The sequence below is a fragment of the Mesorhizobium sp. B3-2-1 genome, assembly GCF_006439515.1.
Taxonomy (GTDB): Bacteria; Pseudomonadota; Alphaproteobacteria; order Rhizobiales; family Rhizobiaceae; genus Mesorhizobium.
The window spans coordinates 69,817-86,601 of the sequence record NZ_VFTI01000013.1 but is presented as its reverse complement, the minus strand read 5'-3'; the positions used below and the strand labels follow the sequence as shown (position 1 = coordinate 86,601).

The 16,785-nt window shown below is 63.1% G+C and carries 17 protein-coding genes and 1 riboswitch; of the genes, 11 read left to right on the top strand and 6 right to left on the bottom strand.

What is annotated here, in order from left to right:
* Window positions 1–5 precede the first annotated feature (5 nt).
* Window positions 6–857, bottom strand: coding sequence for a transporter substrate-binding domain-containing protein (locus tag FJW08_RS15530; protein WP_140811332.1), 852 nt, complete (start codon window positions 855–857; stop codon window positions 6–8).
* 259 nt (window positions 858–1,116) lie between these two features.
* On the opposite strand from FJW08_RS15530, the gene FJW08_RS15525 reads away from it, so the two are divergent.
* From FJW08_RS15525 to FJW08_RS15515, 3 genes are all read left to right on the top strand, one after another.
* Window positions 1,117–1,848, top strand: coding sequence for a LuxR family transcriptional regulator (locus FJW08_RS15525; protein ID WP_140757830.1), 732 nt, complete (start codon window positions 1,117–1,119; stop codon window positions 1,846–1,848).
* A 98-nt stretch (window positions 1,849–1,946) separates the two neighbouring features.
* The gene (locus FJW08_RS15520; protein ID WP_140757829.1) at window positions 1,947–2,585 is read left to right on the top strand and encodes an acyl-homoserine-lactone synthase; all 639 of its coding nucleotides are present in this window, start codon (window positions 1,947–1,949) and stop codon (window positions 2,583–2,585) included.
* Window positions 2,582–3,331, top strand: coding sequence for an enoyl-CoA hydratase-related protein (locus tag FJW08_RS15515; RefSeq protein WP_140811331.1), 750 nt, complete (start codon window positions 2,582–2,584; stop codon window positions 3,329–3,331). The genes FJW08_RS15520 and FJW08_RS15515 overlap by 4 nt, the downstream gene beginning before the upstream one ends.
* Window positions 3,332–3,429: 98 nt before the next feature.
* Here the strand turns inward: FJW08_RS15515 and ppk2 are convergent, their stop codons facing one another.
* A complete protein-coding gene (gene ppk2 / locus FJW08_RS15510) occupies window positions 3,430–4,335 on the bottom strand; it encodes a polyphosphate kinase 2 (RefSeq protein WP_140811330.1) in 906 nt (301 codons plus the stop codon).
* 156 nt (window positions 4,336–4,491) lie between these two features.
* On the opposite strand from ppk2, the gene FJW08_RS15505 reads away from it, so the two are divergent.
* From FJW08_RS15505 to FJW08_RS15495, 3 genes are all read left to right on the top strand, one after another.
* Window positions 4,492–5,757 carry an ATP-binding protein gene (locus tag FJW08_RS15505; protein ID WP_140811329.1) on the top strand — a complete coding sequence of 422 codons (1,266 nt, stop codon included), beginning with the start codon at window positions 4,492–4,494 and terminating at the stop codon, window positions 5,755–5,757.
* A 116-nt stretch (window positions 5,758–5,873) separates the two neighbouring features.
* Complete coding sequence (gene phoU, locus FJW08_RS15500; RefSeq protein WP_140757825.1) at window positions 5,874–6,599, top strand: phosphate signaling complex protein PhoU; 726 nt, start codon at window positions 5,874–5,876, stop codon at window positions 6,597–6,599.
* 98 nt (window positions 6,600–6,697) lie between these two features.
* Window positions 6,698–7,705, top strand: a complete 1,008-nt coding sequence (locus FJW08_RS15495; protein ID WP_140811328.1) for a magnesium and cobalt transport protein CorA — start codon at window positions 6,698–6,700, stop codon at window positions 7,703–7,705.
* Between the two features lie 64 nt (window positions 7,706–7,769).
* On the opposite strand, the gene FJW08_RS15490 is transcribed toward FJW08_RS15495, so the two are convergent.
* Window positions 7,770–8,288, bottom strand: coding sequence for a GcrA family cell cycle regulator (locus tag FJW08_RS15490; protein WP_140614743.1), 519 nt, complete (start codon window positions 8,286–8,288; stop codon window positions 7,770–7,772).
* Between the two features lie 356 nt (window positions 8,289–8,644).
* Here FJW08_RS15490 and FJW08_RS15485 point away from each other — a divergent pair, with 356 nt between their 5' ends.
* From FJW08_RS15485 to FJW08_RS15475, 3 genes are all read left to right on the top strand, one after another.
* Entirely contained in the window at window positions 8,645–9,844 is a 1,200-nt protein-coding gene (locus FJW08_RS15485; RefSeq protein ID WP_140811327.1) for an aspartate aminotransferase family protein, read from the top strand.
* 16 nt (window positions 9,845–9,860) lie between these two features.
* The gene (gene argF, locus FJW08_RS15480) at window positions 9,861–10,772 is read left to right on the top strand and encodes an ornithine carbamoyltransferase (protein ID WP_140757822.1); all 912 of its coding nucleotides are present in this window, start codon (window positions 9,861–9,863) and stop codon (window positions 10,770–10,772) included.
* A 129-nt stretch (window positions 10,773–10,901) separates the two neighbouring features.
* Window positions 10,902–11,933, top strand: a complete 1,032-nt coding sequence (locus FJW08_RS15475; RefSeq protein ID WP_140811325.1) for an Hsp33 family molecular chaperone — start codon at window positions 10,902–10,904, stop codon at window positions 11,931–11,933.
* Window positions 11,934–12,008: 75 nt separating this feature from the next.
* Here the strand turns inward: FJW08_RS15475 and apaG are convergent, their stop codons facing one another.
* Entirely contained in the window at window positions 12,009–12,401 is a 393-nt protein-coding gene (gene apaG / locus FJW08_RS15470; protein ID WP_010913396.1) for a Co2+/Mg2+ efflux protein ApaG, read from the bottom strand.
* A gap of 220 nt (window positions 12,402–12,621) precedes the next feature.
* Here apaG and FJW08_RS15465 point away from each other — a divergent pair, with 220 nt between their 5' ends.
* A complete protein-coding gene (locus tag FJW08_RS15465; protein WP_140811324.1) occupies window positions 12,622–13,773 on the top strand; it encodes a ceramide glucosyltransferase in 1,152 nt (383 codons plus the stop codon).
* Between the two features lie 27 nt (window positions 13,774–13,800).
* Here the strand turns inward: FJW08_RS15465 and FJW08_RS15460 are convergent, their stop codons facing one another.
* Window positions 13,801–14,991 carry an O-succinylhomoserine sulfhydrylase gene (locus tag FJW08_RS15460; protein WP_140811323.1) on the bottom strand — a complete coding sequence of 397 codons (1,191 nt, stop codon included), beginning with the start codon at window positions 14,989–14,991 and terminating at the stop codon, window positions 13,801–13,803.
* 57 nt (window positions 14,992–15,048) lie between these two features.
* Window positions 15,049–15,126, bottom strand: a riboswitch (SAM riboswitch).
* A 78-nt stretch (window positions 15,127–15,204) separates the two neighbouring features.
* Here FJW08_RS15460 and FJW08_RS15455 point away from each other — a divergent pair.
* Window positions 15,205–16,299, top strand: coding sequence for a 2'-deoxycytidine 5'-triphosphate deaminase (locus tag FJW08_RS15455; RefSeq protein WP_140811322.1), 1,095 nt, complete (start codon window positions 15,205–15,207; stop codon window positions 16,297–16,299).
* Between the two features lie 82 nt (window positions 16,300–16,381).
* On the opposite strand, the gene FJW08_RS15450 is transcribed toward FJW08_RS15455, so the two are convergent.
* Window positions 16,382–16,705: a hypothetical protein gene (locus tag FJW08_RS15450; RefSeq protein ID WP_140811321.1), complete on the bottom strand. Its 324-nt coding sequence runs from the start codon at window positions 16,703–16,705 to the stop codon at window positions 16,382–16,384.
* Window positions 16,706–16,785: the final 80 nt, after the last annotated feature.

Genomic DNA, 16,785 nt, shown 5'->3' with positions numbered 1-16,785 from the left:
CCGGATCAGAAAAAACTGACCGGGAAATAGCGCAGGTAGAATTCGGCGAAAGTGCCTTTCATCGAAATCTCCTGCAATGCGTAGTCGAGTGCTGCGGCCAGCGCCGGATTGTCGGCGCGCGTGGCGATTGCCATGCCGGTGCCCAGATATTCGGGCGCCAGGTAGGGGCCGCCGGCAAAGCGGCAGCAGCCGGCCGCATCGGAGCCGCCGAGCCAGAAGGCGAAGCGCATGCCGTCGCCGAAGGCCGCGTCGATCTTGCCAGCCTTGAGGTCGCCGTAGAGCGCTTCCGGCCCGTCGAAGGGGACGACCTGGACCGTGCTGAAATAGTCGCGCAGCATGCGTTCATGCGCTGAGCCTGATATCACGCCGACGCGCTTACTGCGTAATTTGTCGAAGATCGGTTCCGCCAGCGCCTTGTTCTTGGGCATGATGAAGCGTGCCGGAAACTGCAGGTAGGCGCGCGAGAAGGCGTATGTCTGGCGTGACTGCGGCGTTGCGGCAATGCCGGCGATGATCGCTTCGCCTTCGCCTTTCTCGAGCGCGCCTTGAAGCTCCGCCCACGGCAAGGCTTGGATCTGGCATTTGTCGACGATGCCGAGTTCCGCGCAGATGGCGCGCGCCATGTCGATATGGAAACCGGACAGCTTTCCCGCACCGTCGAGGAAATTGAAGGGCGGAAAATCCGTGGTCGTCAGGAACCGCAGCCGCGGCAGTGCCGAAAGGTCCGGCTTGGGCAGCCGCTCCTTGGCGTCCCATAGCACCGGTACCTGCGGCTCCGCCGCGCGCGCTCCGGGAACCCAAGCCAGGGCCGCGATGAGCGCCGCTGCCAGGACCTGGAACCTCCATTGGAACGCCAAGATAGAACTCCGCCGCACTCGTTCTCGTGCCGGTTTTGGTACGAAAATGGTACAGGCACAATGCTTTTTGATTTCAACGCTTCGATTTCAGGATATGGTTCGGTGGGTTTGCAAACAGCGGTGGCTGCCCTGGTGGGGTACCAGGGTCGAGAACCACAACCGGAAGCGGGCGCTTTGCAATTCCTGGTCGGTGGCGAAGTGCCGGCAAGGCGTGGACCATGGACTTTAATGCATAAGGCAACATGGGGTTGATGTTGCGATGGGTCAGTTCGATCGGACGCTGGAATACATAGACCAGCTGCAGCACGCCGCAACGGCGGCCGCGGTCTGCGAGAAACTGTTGGGCGTAACATCGGAGTTCGGCCTGACCGCGCTGATGGCCGGAACCGTTCCGAAGCCGCGCACGCCCACGGGTCAGCAAAAGCAGCATGTGCTGCTTTGCGACTGGCCGGTCGAATGGCTCGAGCGCTATGTGACGCGCAACTATGTCGATCACGATCCCGTCGTCAGTCACATGAAACAGCTGCAGGCGCCGTTCCAGTGGCGGGAAGCCGCCCAGGGGCTTCGCATCGACAAGGGCAGTGGCGAAGTGATGGGCGACGCCGGCGCCTTCAAGCTTCGCGATGGGCTGGCCTTTCCGCTGATCACGCTCGACGGCGAAATCGTCATGGTGTCGCTGGGTGGCGAGGCCGTGGAACTGTCGGCGGCCGAGTTCGGCCTGGTCTCGCTGGTCTCGACCTATGCCGTTGGCCGCGCCATGCAACTCCACACCATGGCGGCCACGACCATCGATCACATCGAACTGACGCCGCGCGAACGCGAGTGCCTGCAATGGGCCGCCGTCGGCAAGTCCGAATGGGAGATTTCGCAAATCCTCGGCATCTCCGAACACACGTCGGAGAAACATCTTCTTAACGCCAAAAGCAAACTCGGTGCCGTCAACCGGGTGCAGGCAGTCGCCGAGGCGATAAGGCGGGGATACATTAGCTAGGTCGGCCGTGCCGGCCTAGAACTTCTCGCCTACGTGATCACGCAATTTTCGCATCGAAGCACGGCCGTATCTTCCCCTGAAACACAGGAGACTACGGAATGCTTTTTTGTCTTTCGACCAAAGAATTGATGGAACGCCCCGACCTCTGGGAGGCCGTCCATCGGCTGCGCTATCGGATATTCGTCGAGGAAATGGGATGGGAGGACCTGCGTCGCCCCGACGGGTTCGAGGTCGACCAGTTCGATCATGACGAGGCGGTGCATCAGATCGTCATCAGGGGCAATGAAGTCGCGGGTTATCAGCGGATGTTGCCGACCACGCGGCCGCATCTCTTGACCGAGGTGTTGACCGATCTCTCCGAAGGAACGCCGCCGGCGGGTCCCAACATCTGGGAGTTGACCCGCTATGCGGTGGCTCCGGGTTTTCGCGATGGCCGGCGCGGCGTCTCGACCGTCGGCACGGAATTGATAGCCGGTTTCGTCGAGTGGGGTCTGAAGCGCGGCGTCGACAAGGTGATCATCGAGTTCGAGCCGATGTGGGTGCTGCGCGCACTGCAGTTGCACTTCCTGGCGACGCCGCTGGGCTATCAGCGCACCTATGGCAACCAGCAGGTCGTGGCGACGCTGCTCACCTTCAACGAGCACACGCTGGACGTGGTGCGTTCGCGCCGCAAACATCATGCACCCGTCCTGGCCAGGGGATATCCCGACATGTTCGGCCAAAGGAGGGCGTCATGAACGCGCATCCGCAGCCTGAACTGCGCAACCACGCGCTGATCGTCACCGTATCGTCGAATGACGGCCGGCCGGTGCTCGACAGACGGGCCTATGAGAGCCTTGCCAGGACGTTCCACGAAGCCGCCGAGAACGACGAGGTGCGGGTCGTCGTGCTGCGCGGCCTGGCGGGCTGCTTCTGTCTTGGCGGCGACTTTTCCGAATTCCTGGATGCCACCAAGCATCAGAAGCTGATCGCCGCCGTCACCGACATGTTCCGCATGCTGGCGACGTTTCCAAAGCCCATCCTGGCCTGTGTCGACGGCGATGCCGTCGGCGTCGGCTGCACCATCCTGTTCCATTGCGACATGGTGATCGCGTCGGAAAAAAGCACGTTCCGGGTGCCGTTCGTCGATTTCGGCCTTGTGCCGGACGCGGCGACCAGCATCCTGGCGCCGCAGAAGCTCGGCTATGCCGGCGCTTTCCGCTTCTTCTGCCTCGGCGACACGCTTCGTGCCGAGGACGCCAGGGCGCTCGGCCTCGTCGCCGAGATCGTCCCGGAGGGCAGCGTCGAGGAGGCGACGCTCGGCCGGGCCAGGCAGCTCGTCAAAAAGCCGGTTGCGGCGTTGCTGCAGACGCGCGGCCTGCTCAAGGGCAACACCACGGCACTTTGCGAGCGCATCGATGAGGAGATATCGCTGTTCCAGCAGGCGCTGCAAGACGACGCGACGCTGCGACGGTTGCAGCGGATCGCGCGCCTGGCGGCCTAGAGTCGGATGGTTTCAGGTCGAATCGGCCTGAAACCTGAATCGGTAGTGCGTCTATCAAATTGCGCCGCGCTCCCTTTGGCTGCGCGGCACCAAAAGCGTCAGTCCTGCTTGCCGAGGAATGATGGTCCCTCGCCGATGATCTTCCTGTCTTCCTTGCCGATGACATCGAGATCGCGCCCCTCATAGGGCAGCGACAGGAGGATGCGACGCATCACCGCCAGCCGCGCGCGGCGCTTGTCGTTGGCCCGCACGATGATCCATGGCGCGAACTCCTTGTGGGTGTGCTCGAGCATGCTGTCGCGCGCCTTGGTGTAATCGTCCCACTTGGTGATGCCGGCAATGTCGATCGGCGAGAACTTCCAGCTCTTCAGGGGGCTGTAGCGGCGATCGTGAAAGCGCTCGAGCTGCGTCTCCTGGCCGATGTTCAGCCAGAATTTGAAGAAATGCATGCCGTCATTGACGATCATTCGTTCGAAATGCGGCGTCTCGTCGAGAAACTTCTCGTGCTGTTCGGGGGTGCAAAAACCCATCACCGGCTCGACGCCGGCGCGGTTGTACCAGGAGCGGTCGAAGGTGACGAATTCGCCCGACGTCGGGAAATGATCGGCATAGCGCTGGTAATACCATTGCCCCAACTCCGTCGGGGTCGGCTTGGTCAGCGCGACGTTGCGCGCCGTGCGCGGGTTGAGGTACTGGCGCAGCACGAAGATCGTGCCACCCTTGCCGGCAGCGTCGCGCCCCTCGAACAGCGCCATCACCCGTTTGCCGGTAGCCTGCAGCCATGCTTGCGCCTTGACCAGCTCGATCTGCAATTGCTCGAGCGTTTCGTCATACTCCTCGCCTTTCATCTTCTTGTCGTAGGGATACCCGCCTGCGGTCAGCTTGTTCTCCTCGACCCAGTCCGGAAGCGCGGGATTCTCGATGTCGAACTCCCGTTCCTTGCCGCCGATCCGGATTTTCAGCGGACCTGTTGGCGTGGCGGAATTTTCCTTGGCCTTATTCATGCAGACGAACCCTTTTAAGTGTCTGGACTCATGCTATTGGGAGCCACTACAGCGCCGCGCGTCCATTTGGACACGCGAAGGACGCTGTAGCACTTTTGATTTGCGGTCCAGCGGAAGTTTTCGCCGCCGTGTGACCGGTGGAGGCTGGGCGCGCGAATGACTGACCTGGGCGCGGAGCAGAAAGGCACGGGGCAAGCGATCGCCGGCCGGCTGTGGAACAGCCGCTGGCTGCTCGCGGCCAGTGTCCTGGCGGTCCTGATCACCTATGGCTTCGCGGGTATTTCCGCCTACGTGCTGGTACCGGCGCTGCTCCTGCTGCTGGCGGCGGCAATATTGCCGGTGGCGGGTGCGCGCCATTCCGCCGAGGGCGCTGTGGCAATCGAGGCGATGGGCTTGCAGCGCCTGTCCGGCGAATATCTGGCGGCCGCCGTCGCCGATCCGCTCATCATCTTCGACCATGCCGCCACCATCGTCCACGCCAACGCCGCCGCCTTTGCCGCCTTTGGCGGCATCGCGCCCGGCATATCGCTGCCGCTGAAATTCCGGGCGCCGGAAATGCAGGCGCTGCTGGACAGTGTCCTGTCGGGCACCATCGCCTCGGATGTTGTCGACTACACCGAGAAACTGCCCGTCGAAAGGGCCTACCGGGTCAGCGCGTCCTCGGTCGGGCATGGCACCGACCTCTATGTGCTGGTCTTCAAGGACCAGAGCGAGGCGCGGCGCATAGACCGCATGCGCGCGGACTTCATCGCCAATGCCAGTCATGAGTTGCGCACCCCGCTGGCTTCGATCGCGGGCTTCATCGAAACGCTGCGCGGACCGGCCCGCAACGATCCGGCGGCGCGCGCGCAGTTCCTGCAGATCATGCAGAACCAGACCGGCCGCATGGCGCGCCTGATCGACGACCTGCTGTCGCTGTCGCGGCTGGAGATGAAGCCCTATCTGAAGCCGGGAACCGAAGTCGATCTGCGCCAGACCGTGGACGGCGTCATCGATTCGCTCGGACCGCTCGCCCGGGAAAACAATGTCGTCATCGAGCGCGATTTCGCCGAGGGGTCGCTCGATGTGCCGGGCGATCGCGACGAACTGTTCCAGGTGTTCGAGAACCTTTTGGAAAATGCCTGCAAATACGGCCAGTCGGGCGGGCGGGTTGTGGTGTCGATCGCGCGCGGCGAAGATGGTGCCGAACCGGGCATCGACGTGACGATCAGGGATTTTGGCCCCGGCATTCCCGAGGAGCATATCCCGCGCATCACCGAGCGCTTCTATCGCATCGATGTCGAGACCAGCCGCACGCAGAAAGGCACGGGTCTTGGCCTGTCGATCGTCAAGCACATCCTGACGCGTCACAACGCCAGGCTGACGATCAGGTCCGAGGTCGGCAAGGGCGCCGCCTTCTCGGTCCATTTGCCGGCGCACTGATACTGCCCTAGTTTTCCACGGGACCGTTTCTTTTTTCTGTCATCCGGTTAGCGTATCAGCGGGGATTCGAGGAAACGACTCAAAGACAAGACACCCCGTGGGAAGGCATTTCGTCCATGCAATCCGTTCACACAATGAGCGCCTTTGACGAGGAACTGAAAGATCTCTCCAAGCGCATCGCGGCGATGGGCGGCCATGCCGAGCGCATGGTCGAGCAGGCGGTCGCCGCCTTGGTCAATGCCGATCCGGGATTGGCCCAGAAAGTCATTCGCGATGACGCCGTGCTGGATGAGGGGCAGCGTGAGATCGACGACAAGGCGATCATAATCATCGCCAAGCGCCAGCCGATGGCGACGGACCTGCGCGAGATCGTCGGCGCCATCCGCATTTCGGCCGACCTCGAGCGGGTCGGAGACCTCGGCAAGAACGTCGCCAAGCGGGTGGCTGCCGTCACCGACGGCCGCCAGCCGACCAGCCTTTTCCGCGGCCTGGAAGCTCTGGCCAACCTGGCGCTGACCCAGTTGAAGGAAGTGCTCGACGTCTATGCGTCGCGTTCGGTCGACAAGATCGGCTTCGTGCGCGACCGTGACGACCAGATCGATGCCATGTACACGTCGCTGTTTCGCGAATTGCTGACCTACATGATGGAAGATCCGCGCAACATCACGCCCTGTACGCATCTGCTGTTCTGCGCCAAGAACATCGAGCGTATCGGCGATCACGCCACCAACATCGCCGAGACCATCTACTACATCGTCACCGGCGACCAGATGCCGGCCGAGCGGCCGAAGAGCGACAAGACGGACAAGATCGGCCTCCCCGCGGCGCTGCCAGTGAAGTGAACGCACGTCCTCTCGAACGCTTAATCATATTGCGCTAAACTATCCCCGAGATAAACTTGCTGGTTCCCCAGGGAAGGCAACGCTTTCGGGAGGCTGCGATGGAATATGTCCGCGAGTTCAAGCCCTCGCCGCCGTCATCGGGCATCATCGCCTGCGGTGTCTATACCGCCGGGCGCCGGATCGCCGATATTCCGATCGAGGAAGCCGGCGAATGGGCCAAGAAATCGGGGCATGTCGTCTGGATCGGGCTGCTTGAACCTGACCGCGAACTTCTGTTGCGCGTCAAGGCGCAGTTTCATCTTCATGAGCTGGCGATCGAGGATGCCGAGCATCCGCACCAGCGGCCAAAGATCGAGCAATATGGCGATGCGCTGTTCATCGTTGCTCGCACGGCGCAATTGATCGAAGGGCGCGTCACCTTCGGCGAGACACATCTGTTTGTCGGCTCAGGCTACATCGTCAGCGTCAGGCACGGCCCGTCGACATCCTATGCCGCCGTGCGCCAGCACTGGGAAAGCTGCCCGCATTCGCTGGCCAAGGGCGAGGATTTCGTCCTCTACGCCATTCTCGACTTCATCGTCGACAATTACATGCCCGTGCTCGAGCAGATCGAGGACGAGGTCGAGGCGATCGAGGACAAGGTCCTGCTGAAGCCGATGACCGGTCCCGACATCGAACGCCTCTACATGCTGCGCCGCGACCTCCTGCGCCTGCGCAACGCGGCATTGCCATTGGTGGAAGTCTGCCGCCGGCTGACCAGCGCCGAGCTGCCGCAGATCCATTCGGCCATGCACCCGCTGTTCCGCGACGTGACGGATCATATCCGTACCGTCCAGGAGAAGATCGACAGCCTGCGCGAGGTGCTGGCCTTCGCCTTCGAGGCCAGTCTTCTGGTCGGTCAGAGCCAGGAAACGGCGATCTCGAAGAAACTCGCCTCATGGGCGGCCATCCTGGCGGTGCCAACCGCATTCGCCGGCATCTATGGCATGAACTTTACCGACATGCCGGAGCTGAAGATGGAATATGGCTACCCGATGGTGCTGGCCATCATCGCGCTGATCTGCTCTTTTTTGTACTGGCGGTTTCGCAAGAATGGATGGTTGTGAAGTAGTCAGTAGTCAGTAGTCAGTAGTGATTGGTGGGATCACCGCTACTCACTACTCACTCCGCTCAGCGATTCCGCCGCCGCTCCGCCGCTGGCTGGAACGCCACCCGGGCATGGTATTTGCAGTAAGGACCGGTTTCGGCGGCTTCGTTGCCGCAGAAATTGAAGTCCTCCGAAAGCGGATCGCCATTCGGCCATTTGCAGGTGCGCTCGGTCAGTTCGACGAGTTGCAGATGCCGTGAGATCGGGACCACGACGTTCTCGACCGGGCGGATGTAGTGTCTTGCCACGGGTTCGGCGTCGAACTGCGTCTGAAGGGCCGTCGCGCCGATCGAAGTCGTGACATGGCGTGCCGTGCTCGCGGCGCGCGCCACCGACTTCTGGACGGTCGATCCCTGCGTCGCCTTCTTCTGGCGTGCCGGCGTCGCTGTCGCACGGCCGCGGCCTGACAGCTTCAGCCGGTGCACCTTGCCGATGACCGCGTTGCGGCTGACCCCTCCGAGCTGCGCGGCAATCTGGCTTGCGCTCAGACCCTCCGACCACAGTTTTCTCAAGAGTTCTACCCGCTCGTCAGTCCAGTTCATGACCGCGCTCCTTATAAGCGTGCGGCAACCAGAATCCATTCCCGACCCAGCACCACTGCTGGGGCAGACACCACATATATCTGGTGATTAGGTCCGCCGCACGAAATCTAGTTATTTCTCGACTACAACTACTCTATACGCTGACTCGGTGACAAGAGTCCCAAGTGCAACACGAATCGGTTTTTTCGGTTTTCCCCAACTTGCCCGGTCGCTCATGAGCCGGCGTTGCGTCAGGGGGCTTGCCGCGCGCCACTACGCGACGTTTTCGTTGACTTCATGACCGAAAAACACGATAAGCCGCAGAAGGCCGCCGCTTTGGCGGCTTTTTTGATTTTCCGGTACCGGAGACGCATATAATGAGCGGTTCGGCGCTTTACGAGACCTTTGCTCGCGCACCCCTGGCCTTCGACCATGGGGAAGGCACTTGGCTGGTTACCGACAAGGGCGAGCGATATCTCGATTTCGCCGGCGGCATAGCGGTCAATTCGCTTGGCCACGGCCATCCGCATCTGGTCGCGGCCCTCACCGAACAGGCGGCGAAACTCTGGCACGTCTCCAATCTCTACGAGATCCCGGGGCAGAGCAGGCTCGGCGAGCGGCTGGCAGATGCCACCTTCGCCGACAAGGTGTTCTTCACCAATTCCGGCGCCGAGGCGCTGGAATGTGCGATCAAGACGGCGCGGCGCTACCACTTCGTCAAGGGACATCCCGAGCGCTTCCGCATCATCACCTTCGAGGGCGCCTTCCATGGCCGCACGCTGGCGACCATCGCGGCCGGCGGCCAGTACAAATACCTCGAAGGCTTCGGACCCAAGGTCGAAGGCTTCGACCAGGTCGGTTTCGACGACATCGACGCCGCTGAAAAGGCGATCACGCCCGAGACCGCCGCGATCCTGATCGAGCCGGTGCAAGGCGAGGGCGGCATCCGCCCGGTGCCGACACAGTCGCTGAAGCGGCTGCGGCAGCTCTGCGAGCAGCATGGCCTGCTGTTGATCTACGACGAGGTCCAGTGCGGCATTGGCCGTACCGGCAAGCTGTTCGCGCATGAGTGGTCTGCGGTGACGCCCGACATCATGGCAATCGCCAAGGGCATTGGCGGCGGCTTCCCGATGGGCGCCTGCCTCGCCACCGACGAGGCGGCCGTCGGCATGACCGCCGGCGTGCACGGCACCACCTTCGGCGGCAATCCGCTGGCAATGGCGGTCGGCAACGCCGTCCTCGACGTCGTGCTGGAAGACGGCTTCCTGGAGGATGTCCAGCGCAAGGCGCTACTGATGAAGCAGGGGCTGGCGTCGATAGCCGACGAATTCCCCGAGGTGATCGAGGATATCAGGGGCACCGGGCTGATGCTCGGCCTCAAATGCGCGATGCCCAACGGCAAGGTGAACATGGCGCTGCGCGACCAGCATTTGCTGGCCGTTCCGGCGGGCGACAACGTCATTCGCCTGCTGCCACCGCTCACCGTCACCGACGCCGAGATTCACGAAGCGCTCAACCGCATCCGCGCTGGCGCCAAGGTCCTGTCGGAGGCGATCGCCTCCGCCGCCGCGAAGTAATCCGGAACCATTCCTGATGTCAGTTCGCCATTTTACCGATCTTTCCACCGTTTCCGAAGGCGATTTGCGCTTCATGCTGGATGATGCGGTGACGCGAAAGGCGCGTCTCAAGGCCGGCGAGCGGACCAAGCCGCTCGAAGGCAAGGTGCTGGCCATGATCTTCGACAAACCGTCGACGCGCACGCGCGTTTCTTTCGATGTCGGCATGCGCCAGCTTGGCGGCGAGACCATCATGTTGACCGGCACCGAGATGCAGCTCGGTCGCTCCGAGACCATCGCCGATACAGCCAAGGTGCTGTCGCGCTATGTCGACGCGATCATGATCCGCACCACCTCGCATGAGCGGCTGCTGGAGCTAACCGAGAATGCCACCGTTCCGGTGATCAACGGGCTGACCGACGACACCCATCCCTGCCAGCTGATGGCCGACATCATGACATTCGAGGAGCATCGCGGTCCGGTGGCCGGCAAGACGATTGCCTGGACCGGCGACGGCAACAATGTGCTGCACTCGCTGCTCGAGGCCTCGGCCCGGTTCCGCTTCAACCTCAACGTCGCCGTGCCCGAAGGCAGCGAACCGGCGCAGAAGCATGTCGACTGGTCCAAGGCGCATGGCGGCAAGCTGCATTTCACCCGCTCGCCCGAGGAAGCCGTCGACCAGGCCGACTGCATCGTCACCGACTGCTGGGTGTCGATGGGCCAGGAACACCGTGCCCGCGGCCACAATGTCTTCTCGCCCTACCAGGTCAATGCGGCGCTGATGGCCAGGGCGAAGCCCGACGCCCTGTTCATGCATTGCCTGCCGGCGCATCGCGGCGAGGAGGTGACCGACGAGGTCATCGACGGGCCGCATTCGGTGGTGTTCGACGAGGCCGAGAACCGGCTCCACGCCCAGAAGGCCGTGCTTGCCTGGTGCCTCGGTGCTTGATGTGTCTGAGCGCATGACGTGTCTGGGCGCTTGAAATGCCCAGGCGCTTGATCCGCGGGGGTGCGATGCCTATCTGCGCCGCATCACGCAAATCAAGCGCGTTTGGACGCATGTGCCCACCAGGGCCGCATGGTCGCGCCCTGGAGCCTTGTCATGTTGGAAAGCCATCAAGTGACTGAACATCACCCCAAACTCGGCGAGTTCGGCTACGCCGGCGACGATCACGTCGTTCCCTTCGAGGTCGGTCCGCTCGACGTGCGTGGCCGCACGGTGCAGCTCGGGCCGATGCTCGACGCCATCCTTGGCCGCCACGACTATCCCGAGCCGGTCGCCCGCCTGCTGGCGGAAGCCTGTGTGCTGACGGTGCTGCTCGGCACCTCGCTCAAGTTCGAAGGCAAGTTCATTCTGCAGACCCGTACCGACGGGCCTGTCGACATGCTGGTCGCGGACTTTTCCACGCCCTCGGCGCTGCGCGCCTATGCACGTTTCGACGCCGACCGGCTGGAGGCCCTGATTGCGGCCGGAGAGACCTCGCAGCAAACGCTGCTTGGCAGCGGCGTGCTGGCGCTGACCATCGACCAGGGCGCCCATACGCAGCGCTATCAGGGCATCGTCCAGCTCGACGGCGAGACGCTGGAAGATGCGGCGCGCACCTATTTCCGCCAGTCGGAACAGATCCCGACGGATATCAGGCTCTCGGTCGCCAAGCTGCTGACGCCCGGCGTCGGCGGGGCGCGCGAGCAGTGGCGCGCCGGTGGTATCCTGGCGCAGTTCCTGCCGCAGGCCTCCGAGCGCATGCGCATTCCGGACTTGCCGGGCGGGGATGGCGATCCGCGCGAGGAGATCCATGATCCCACGGACAATTCCTGGCAGGAGTTGCTGGCCTTGCTCGGCACTATCGAGCCGACCGAATTGATCGATCCGACCATCGGCGCCGAGCGGCTGCTCTATCGCCTGTTCCACGAGCATGGCGTGCGCGTCTTCGGAGGCGTTCCCGTCACCGACCAGTGCTCATGCTCCCGAGACAAGATCCGTGGCATCCTCGAGGGCTTCTCCGCGCAAGAGATCAAGGACAGCACCGAGGATGGCGGCATCCATGTCGCCTGCGAGTTCTGTTCTACGCAGTACGACTTCGATCCGGCGGAATTTGCGGCTCAGTGAGGTATCTTTCCTTCTCCCCGTTCACGGGGAGAAGGTGCCCGAAGGGCGGATGAGGGGCAGCGCGACCGTCGGCGCTCAGTTCACCGTGCGCCTTGTTCCCGGCAGATCGAGCGAGAAGGCGGGGATGGCGATGTCGAACGTCTCGCCGCGCTTGTTGCGCATCGTGTAGTGCCCGACCATGATCCCGGACGGCGTCGAGAGCGGGCAGCCGGACGTGTATTGATAGCTGTCGCCGGGATTGAGTTCCGGCTGGTCGCCGACAACGCCCGGGCCGCGTACTTCCTCGACCCGGCCGGCACCATCGGTGATGTGCCAGTAGCGCGACAACAACTGCACGAACTCGTCCGACTGGTTGTCGATCGTTATCTGATAGCCCCAGACATAGCGGTTTTCCGAGGGATCCGAACGGTCCTCGAGATAGAACGGCCTGACCTGCACTTCGATGTTGCGCGTCACGGCGCGATACATGAGCGGCTCCAAAACAATCCGACGACTTTCGGCGCTCCCGGTGAGCAGGTCAACGTGCGCGTCTTGTCGCGCCCGACCTTGAACCGCAGGTGCCGGCAAAGAATGTCATTTAAGTGACACACGACAATGGTGGTGTGCACGAACCGGGCGACTCGGCGCTCTGTCGAACTGTTGAAAACGGCCACGATGCGGGCCGCCTTTCCGGAGTGACCAGATCTCGATGGAACTCACCTTTATAGCCGCCTCGCTTTCGACCGCACTCATCCTTTCAAACGCCGCCAGCATTTCGCTCGCCGCCTCACAGCTGAAACGGCGCGGCACGATCGCCCCGCCGGCCGGCAAGTCGCAACCGGTGTCGATCATCGTCCCGTCGCGTGGCGTCGAGCCGTTCACGCACGAGACGCTGGAACGCGCCTTCGCGCTCGACTGGCCTCGCTACGAACTGATTTTCTGCGTCGCCCATACCGACGACCCGGTGGTCAAACTGATAAACAGGGCGATTGCCCGGTTTCCCGAGGTGCCGGCCCGGCTGCTGATCGGTGACGACCGTGTCAGCGCCAATCCAAAGCTCAACAATTGCGTCAAGGGCTGGGAAGCGGCGCGCCATGACTGGGTCATCCTTGCCGATTCCAACGTCTTGATGCCGAGGGACTATGTCGAGCACATGATGGCGGCATGGCGGCCCGACACCGGCCTTGTCTGCTCGACGCCGATCGGCTCGCGACCAGAGGGTTTCTGGGCCGATGTAGAATGCGCCTTCCTCAACACATTGCAGGCCCGCTGGCAGTATGCCGGCGAGGCGCTCGGCCTCGGCTTTGCCCAGGGCAAGAGCATGCTGTGGAACAAGCCGATGCTGGACGCAAATGGCGGCATTCGCGCGCTGGCCGCCGAGATCGCCGAGGACGCCGCCGCGACCAAGCTGGTCAACGGCCTCGGCCTGCGCGTCAATCTCGTTGCGGCGCCCTTCGAGCAGCCGCTCGGCCAGCGCACGCTTGGCGAGATCTGGTCGCGCCAGGCCCGCTGGGCGCGCCTGCGCCGCGTTACCTTCCCGCTGTTCTTCGCGCCCGAAATCCTGACTGGCGCGGCGGTGCCTCTGGCGCTTGCGCTGGTTGCGGCGGCGAGCGCGGGCGTCAGCCTCTGGGCAACCGCGATTGCCGTCTTGGCGGCCTTCTACCTTCCGGAGTGCGCGCTGGCCTTGTCCAAGGGCTGGCACCTGTCGCCGCGCATGGTCGCGGCGATGCTCGCGCGCGACGTGATGCTCCCGTTCATCTGGGCGCGCGGCTGGCTCGGCGGCGCCGTCGACTGGCGCGGCAACGCCATGACCATCCGCACCAAGGCAGCCGAACTGGAGGAGACGCCGTCGCGCGCCTGATCGCCGCGGACGACGCTCCTGGACAGCCTATTTGGCCGCCTTCAGCGCCTGCGCGATGTCTTCCAGCAGGTCGTCGGCGTCCTCCAGGCCGACAGACAGCCTGAGCGTGCCAGGCCCGATGCCAAGTTCGGCGCGGGCCTCGTCGCTCAGGTTCTTGTGCGTCGTCGTCGCCGGATGGGTGATCAGGCTCTTGGCATCGCCGAGATTGTTCGAGATCAGCACGATGTCGAGGGCGTTCTGCAGGGCGAAGGCCGCCGGCTTGCCGCCCTTGACGTCAAGGCAGATCAGCGTCGAGCCGCCCGACATCTGCTTCTTGACGATGGCGGCCTGCGGGTGGTCGGCGCGGCCCGGATAGATGACGCGGGCGATCTGCGGCTGCTCGGCCAGGAAGTCGGCGATCCTGCCGGCACTTTCCGTCTGCTGGCGCACGCGCAGCGGCAGCGTCTCGAGACCCTTCAGCAAGGTCCAGGCATTGAACGGCGACAGGCTGGGGCCGGTGTGGCGGAAGTAGTCGTGCAGATTTTCGTCGATCCACTTCTTGTCCGACAGGATGACGCCGCCCAGGCAGCGACCCTGGCCGTCGATGTGCTTGGTGGCCGAGTAGACGACGATGTGCGCACCAAGCTGCAACGGCTTCTGCTGTAGCGGCGTGGCGAAGACATTGTCGACGACAAGCCTCGCGCCGATCGAATTGGCAAGCGAAGCGACGGCGGCGATGTCGACGACTTCCAGCGTCGGGTTGGTGGGGCTTTCCAGGAAGAACAGCTTGGTGTTCGGCCTGACCGCCTTTTCCCAGTTGGCGATATCGGTGCCGTCGACCAAAGTAGCCTCGATGCCATAGCGCGGCGCCAGCGTCTCGACCACCCAGCGGCAGGAACCGAACAGCGCGCGCGCCGCCACGATATGGTCGCCGGCCTTGACGCTGCACAGAAGGGCCGCCGTCACCGCAGCCATGCCCGACGCCGTGGCGCGCGCGTCCTCGGCGCCTTCGAGAGCGCACATGCGCTTTTCGAACATGTCGACGGTCGGGTTGGCGTAACGCGAATAGATGAAGCCAGGCTCTTCGCCCTTGAAGCGGGCTTCCGCCGCCTCGGCGGTCTTGTAGACATAGCCTTGGGTCAGGTACATCGCCTCGGAGGTTTCGCCGAATTGGGAACGCAGGGTTCCGCCATGCACGAGTGCGGTTTGAGGCTTCCAATTGCGCGTCTTGCTCGTCATCGTCCTATCCAAACACAAAAAAACCGGCCGCGAAAAAGTCGCAACCGGTCCATACGGCCTTGCGGCCCGACGGTCCTTTAGCGACTTGTTTAACGTGGCTGCAAGCCGACCGGCCAAATCACCACGGGATAACGACCCTTTAGACCCGCGCCACGCTTGCGTCAATTGCCGGCTTCATTAAGAGGTTTGTATCAAAGGCCCAGGAGCCAGACTTTGCGGCAGACAGGCATTCTTCCCGATCAGGACATTTCGGCGCTGTTCCAGTCCGGCGCGCTGAAGTCGCCGCGTGCGCTCGATGCCGATCAGATCCAGCCGGCGAGCCTTGATCTGAGATTGGGCGAAAAGGCCTGGCGGGTGCGGGCCTCGTTCCTACCCGGTCCCAACCATAAGGTCTCGGAAAAACTCGATCGGCTGCAGCTGCACGAGATTAATCTGACCGAAGGCGCGGTTCTCGAAACCGGCTGCGTCTATATTGTGCCGCTGCTCGAAAGCCTGGCCCTGCCGGCTGACATTTCGGCTTCGGCCAATCCGAAGAGCTCGACCGGTCGGCTCGACATCTTCACCCGCGTCATGACCGACCGGGGCCATGAGTTCGACAAGATCGCCGCTGGCTATCAGGGTCCGCTCTATCTCGAAGTCAGCCCCCGCACCTTCCCGATTGTTGCACGCACCGGTTCGCGCCTGTCTCAAATCCGCTTTCGCACCGGCAACGCGCTGCTTTCGGAAGCCGAACTGCATGAATTGCACCGCGCCGAGATGCTGGTCGCCACCGAGCCGCCGAACATTTCGGGCGGCGGCATCGCGCTGTCGATCGATCTCAACGGCGACAAGGATGGGCTGGTCGGCTATCGCGGCAAGCACCACACTGGCCTCGTCGATGTCGACAAGCGTGCCGCCCAGGATGTCGTCGACTTCTGGGAGCCGATCCACAAGAGCGGCGCCGGCGAACTGGTGCTCGATCCCGACGAGTTCTACATCCTCGTCAGCCAGGAGGCGGTGCATGTGCCGCCGCTCTACGCCGCCGAGATGACGCCCTTCGATCCGCTGGTCGGCGAGTTCCGTGTCCACTATGCCGGGTTTTTCGATCCGGGGTTCGGCCATTCGGCGGCCGGCGGCACCGGCAGCCGGGCGGTGCTCGAAGTGCGCAGCCACGAAGTCCCGTTCATCCTCGACCATGGCCAGATCGTCGGCCGGCTGGTCTACGAGCACATGCTGAAGCGCCCGCAGGCGCTTTACGGGACCGACCTGGGCTCGAACTACCAGGCGCAGGGCCTGAAGCTGTCCAAACATTTCCGCGCCGCGCGCTGATCCTGACGCCATGAGGCCATGCAGAGCTTTAGCCGACCTCTCCAGCCCGACGAGTTCAGCATCCGTTTGACGTTTGACTATTCTAGCCGTGAAACATGCGCTTTCTCGCAGTGCCGAGACACGCATTGAAGCTGCCGATGAACAGCAGTTCGCGCCGTGCGAGTTGCGTTTTACCCCAGATGCGTGTCTGCCTTGCAGCGTCAAGCGAAGCCTTTGATCCTTCCAAGGGGAACAGGACTTTGTCCAGGCAGCCGAGGACATGGGCTCGGGCTGTGTCTATCCCGCATGGCTTGGCCGCCTCGTTCAGTTTCGCACCGCCAAGCGTGGACATTCGCTGGTCAGCGTTTTGCATCAGAAATTCGACCTGAGGACTTGAGTAACCGGACGTCAGAAGCCGGTTCTTCATAAGCCCGAGTGCTTCGCCATAGGATTTGGGACTGCACTGCGCGGCTCCATAAGCCACGGACGACGCGTGCGCGAGCAAGA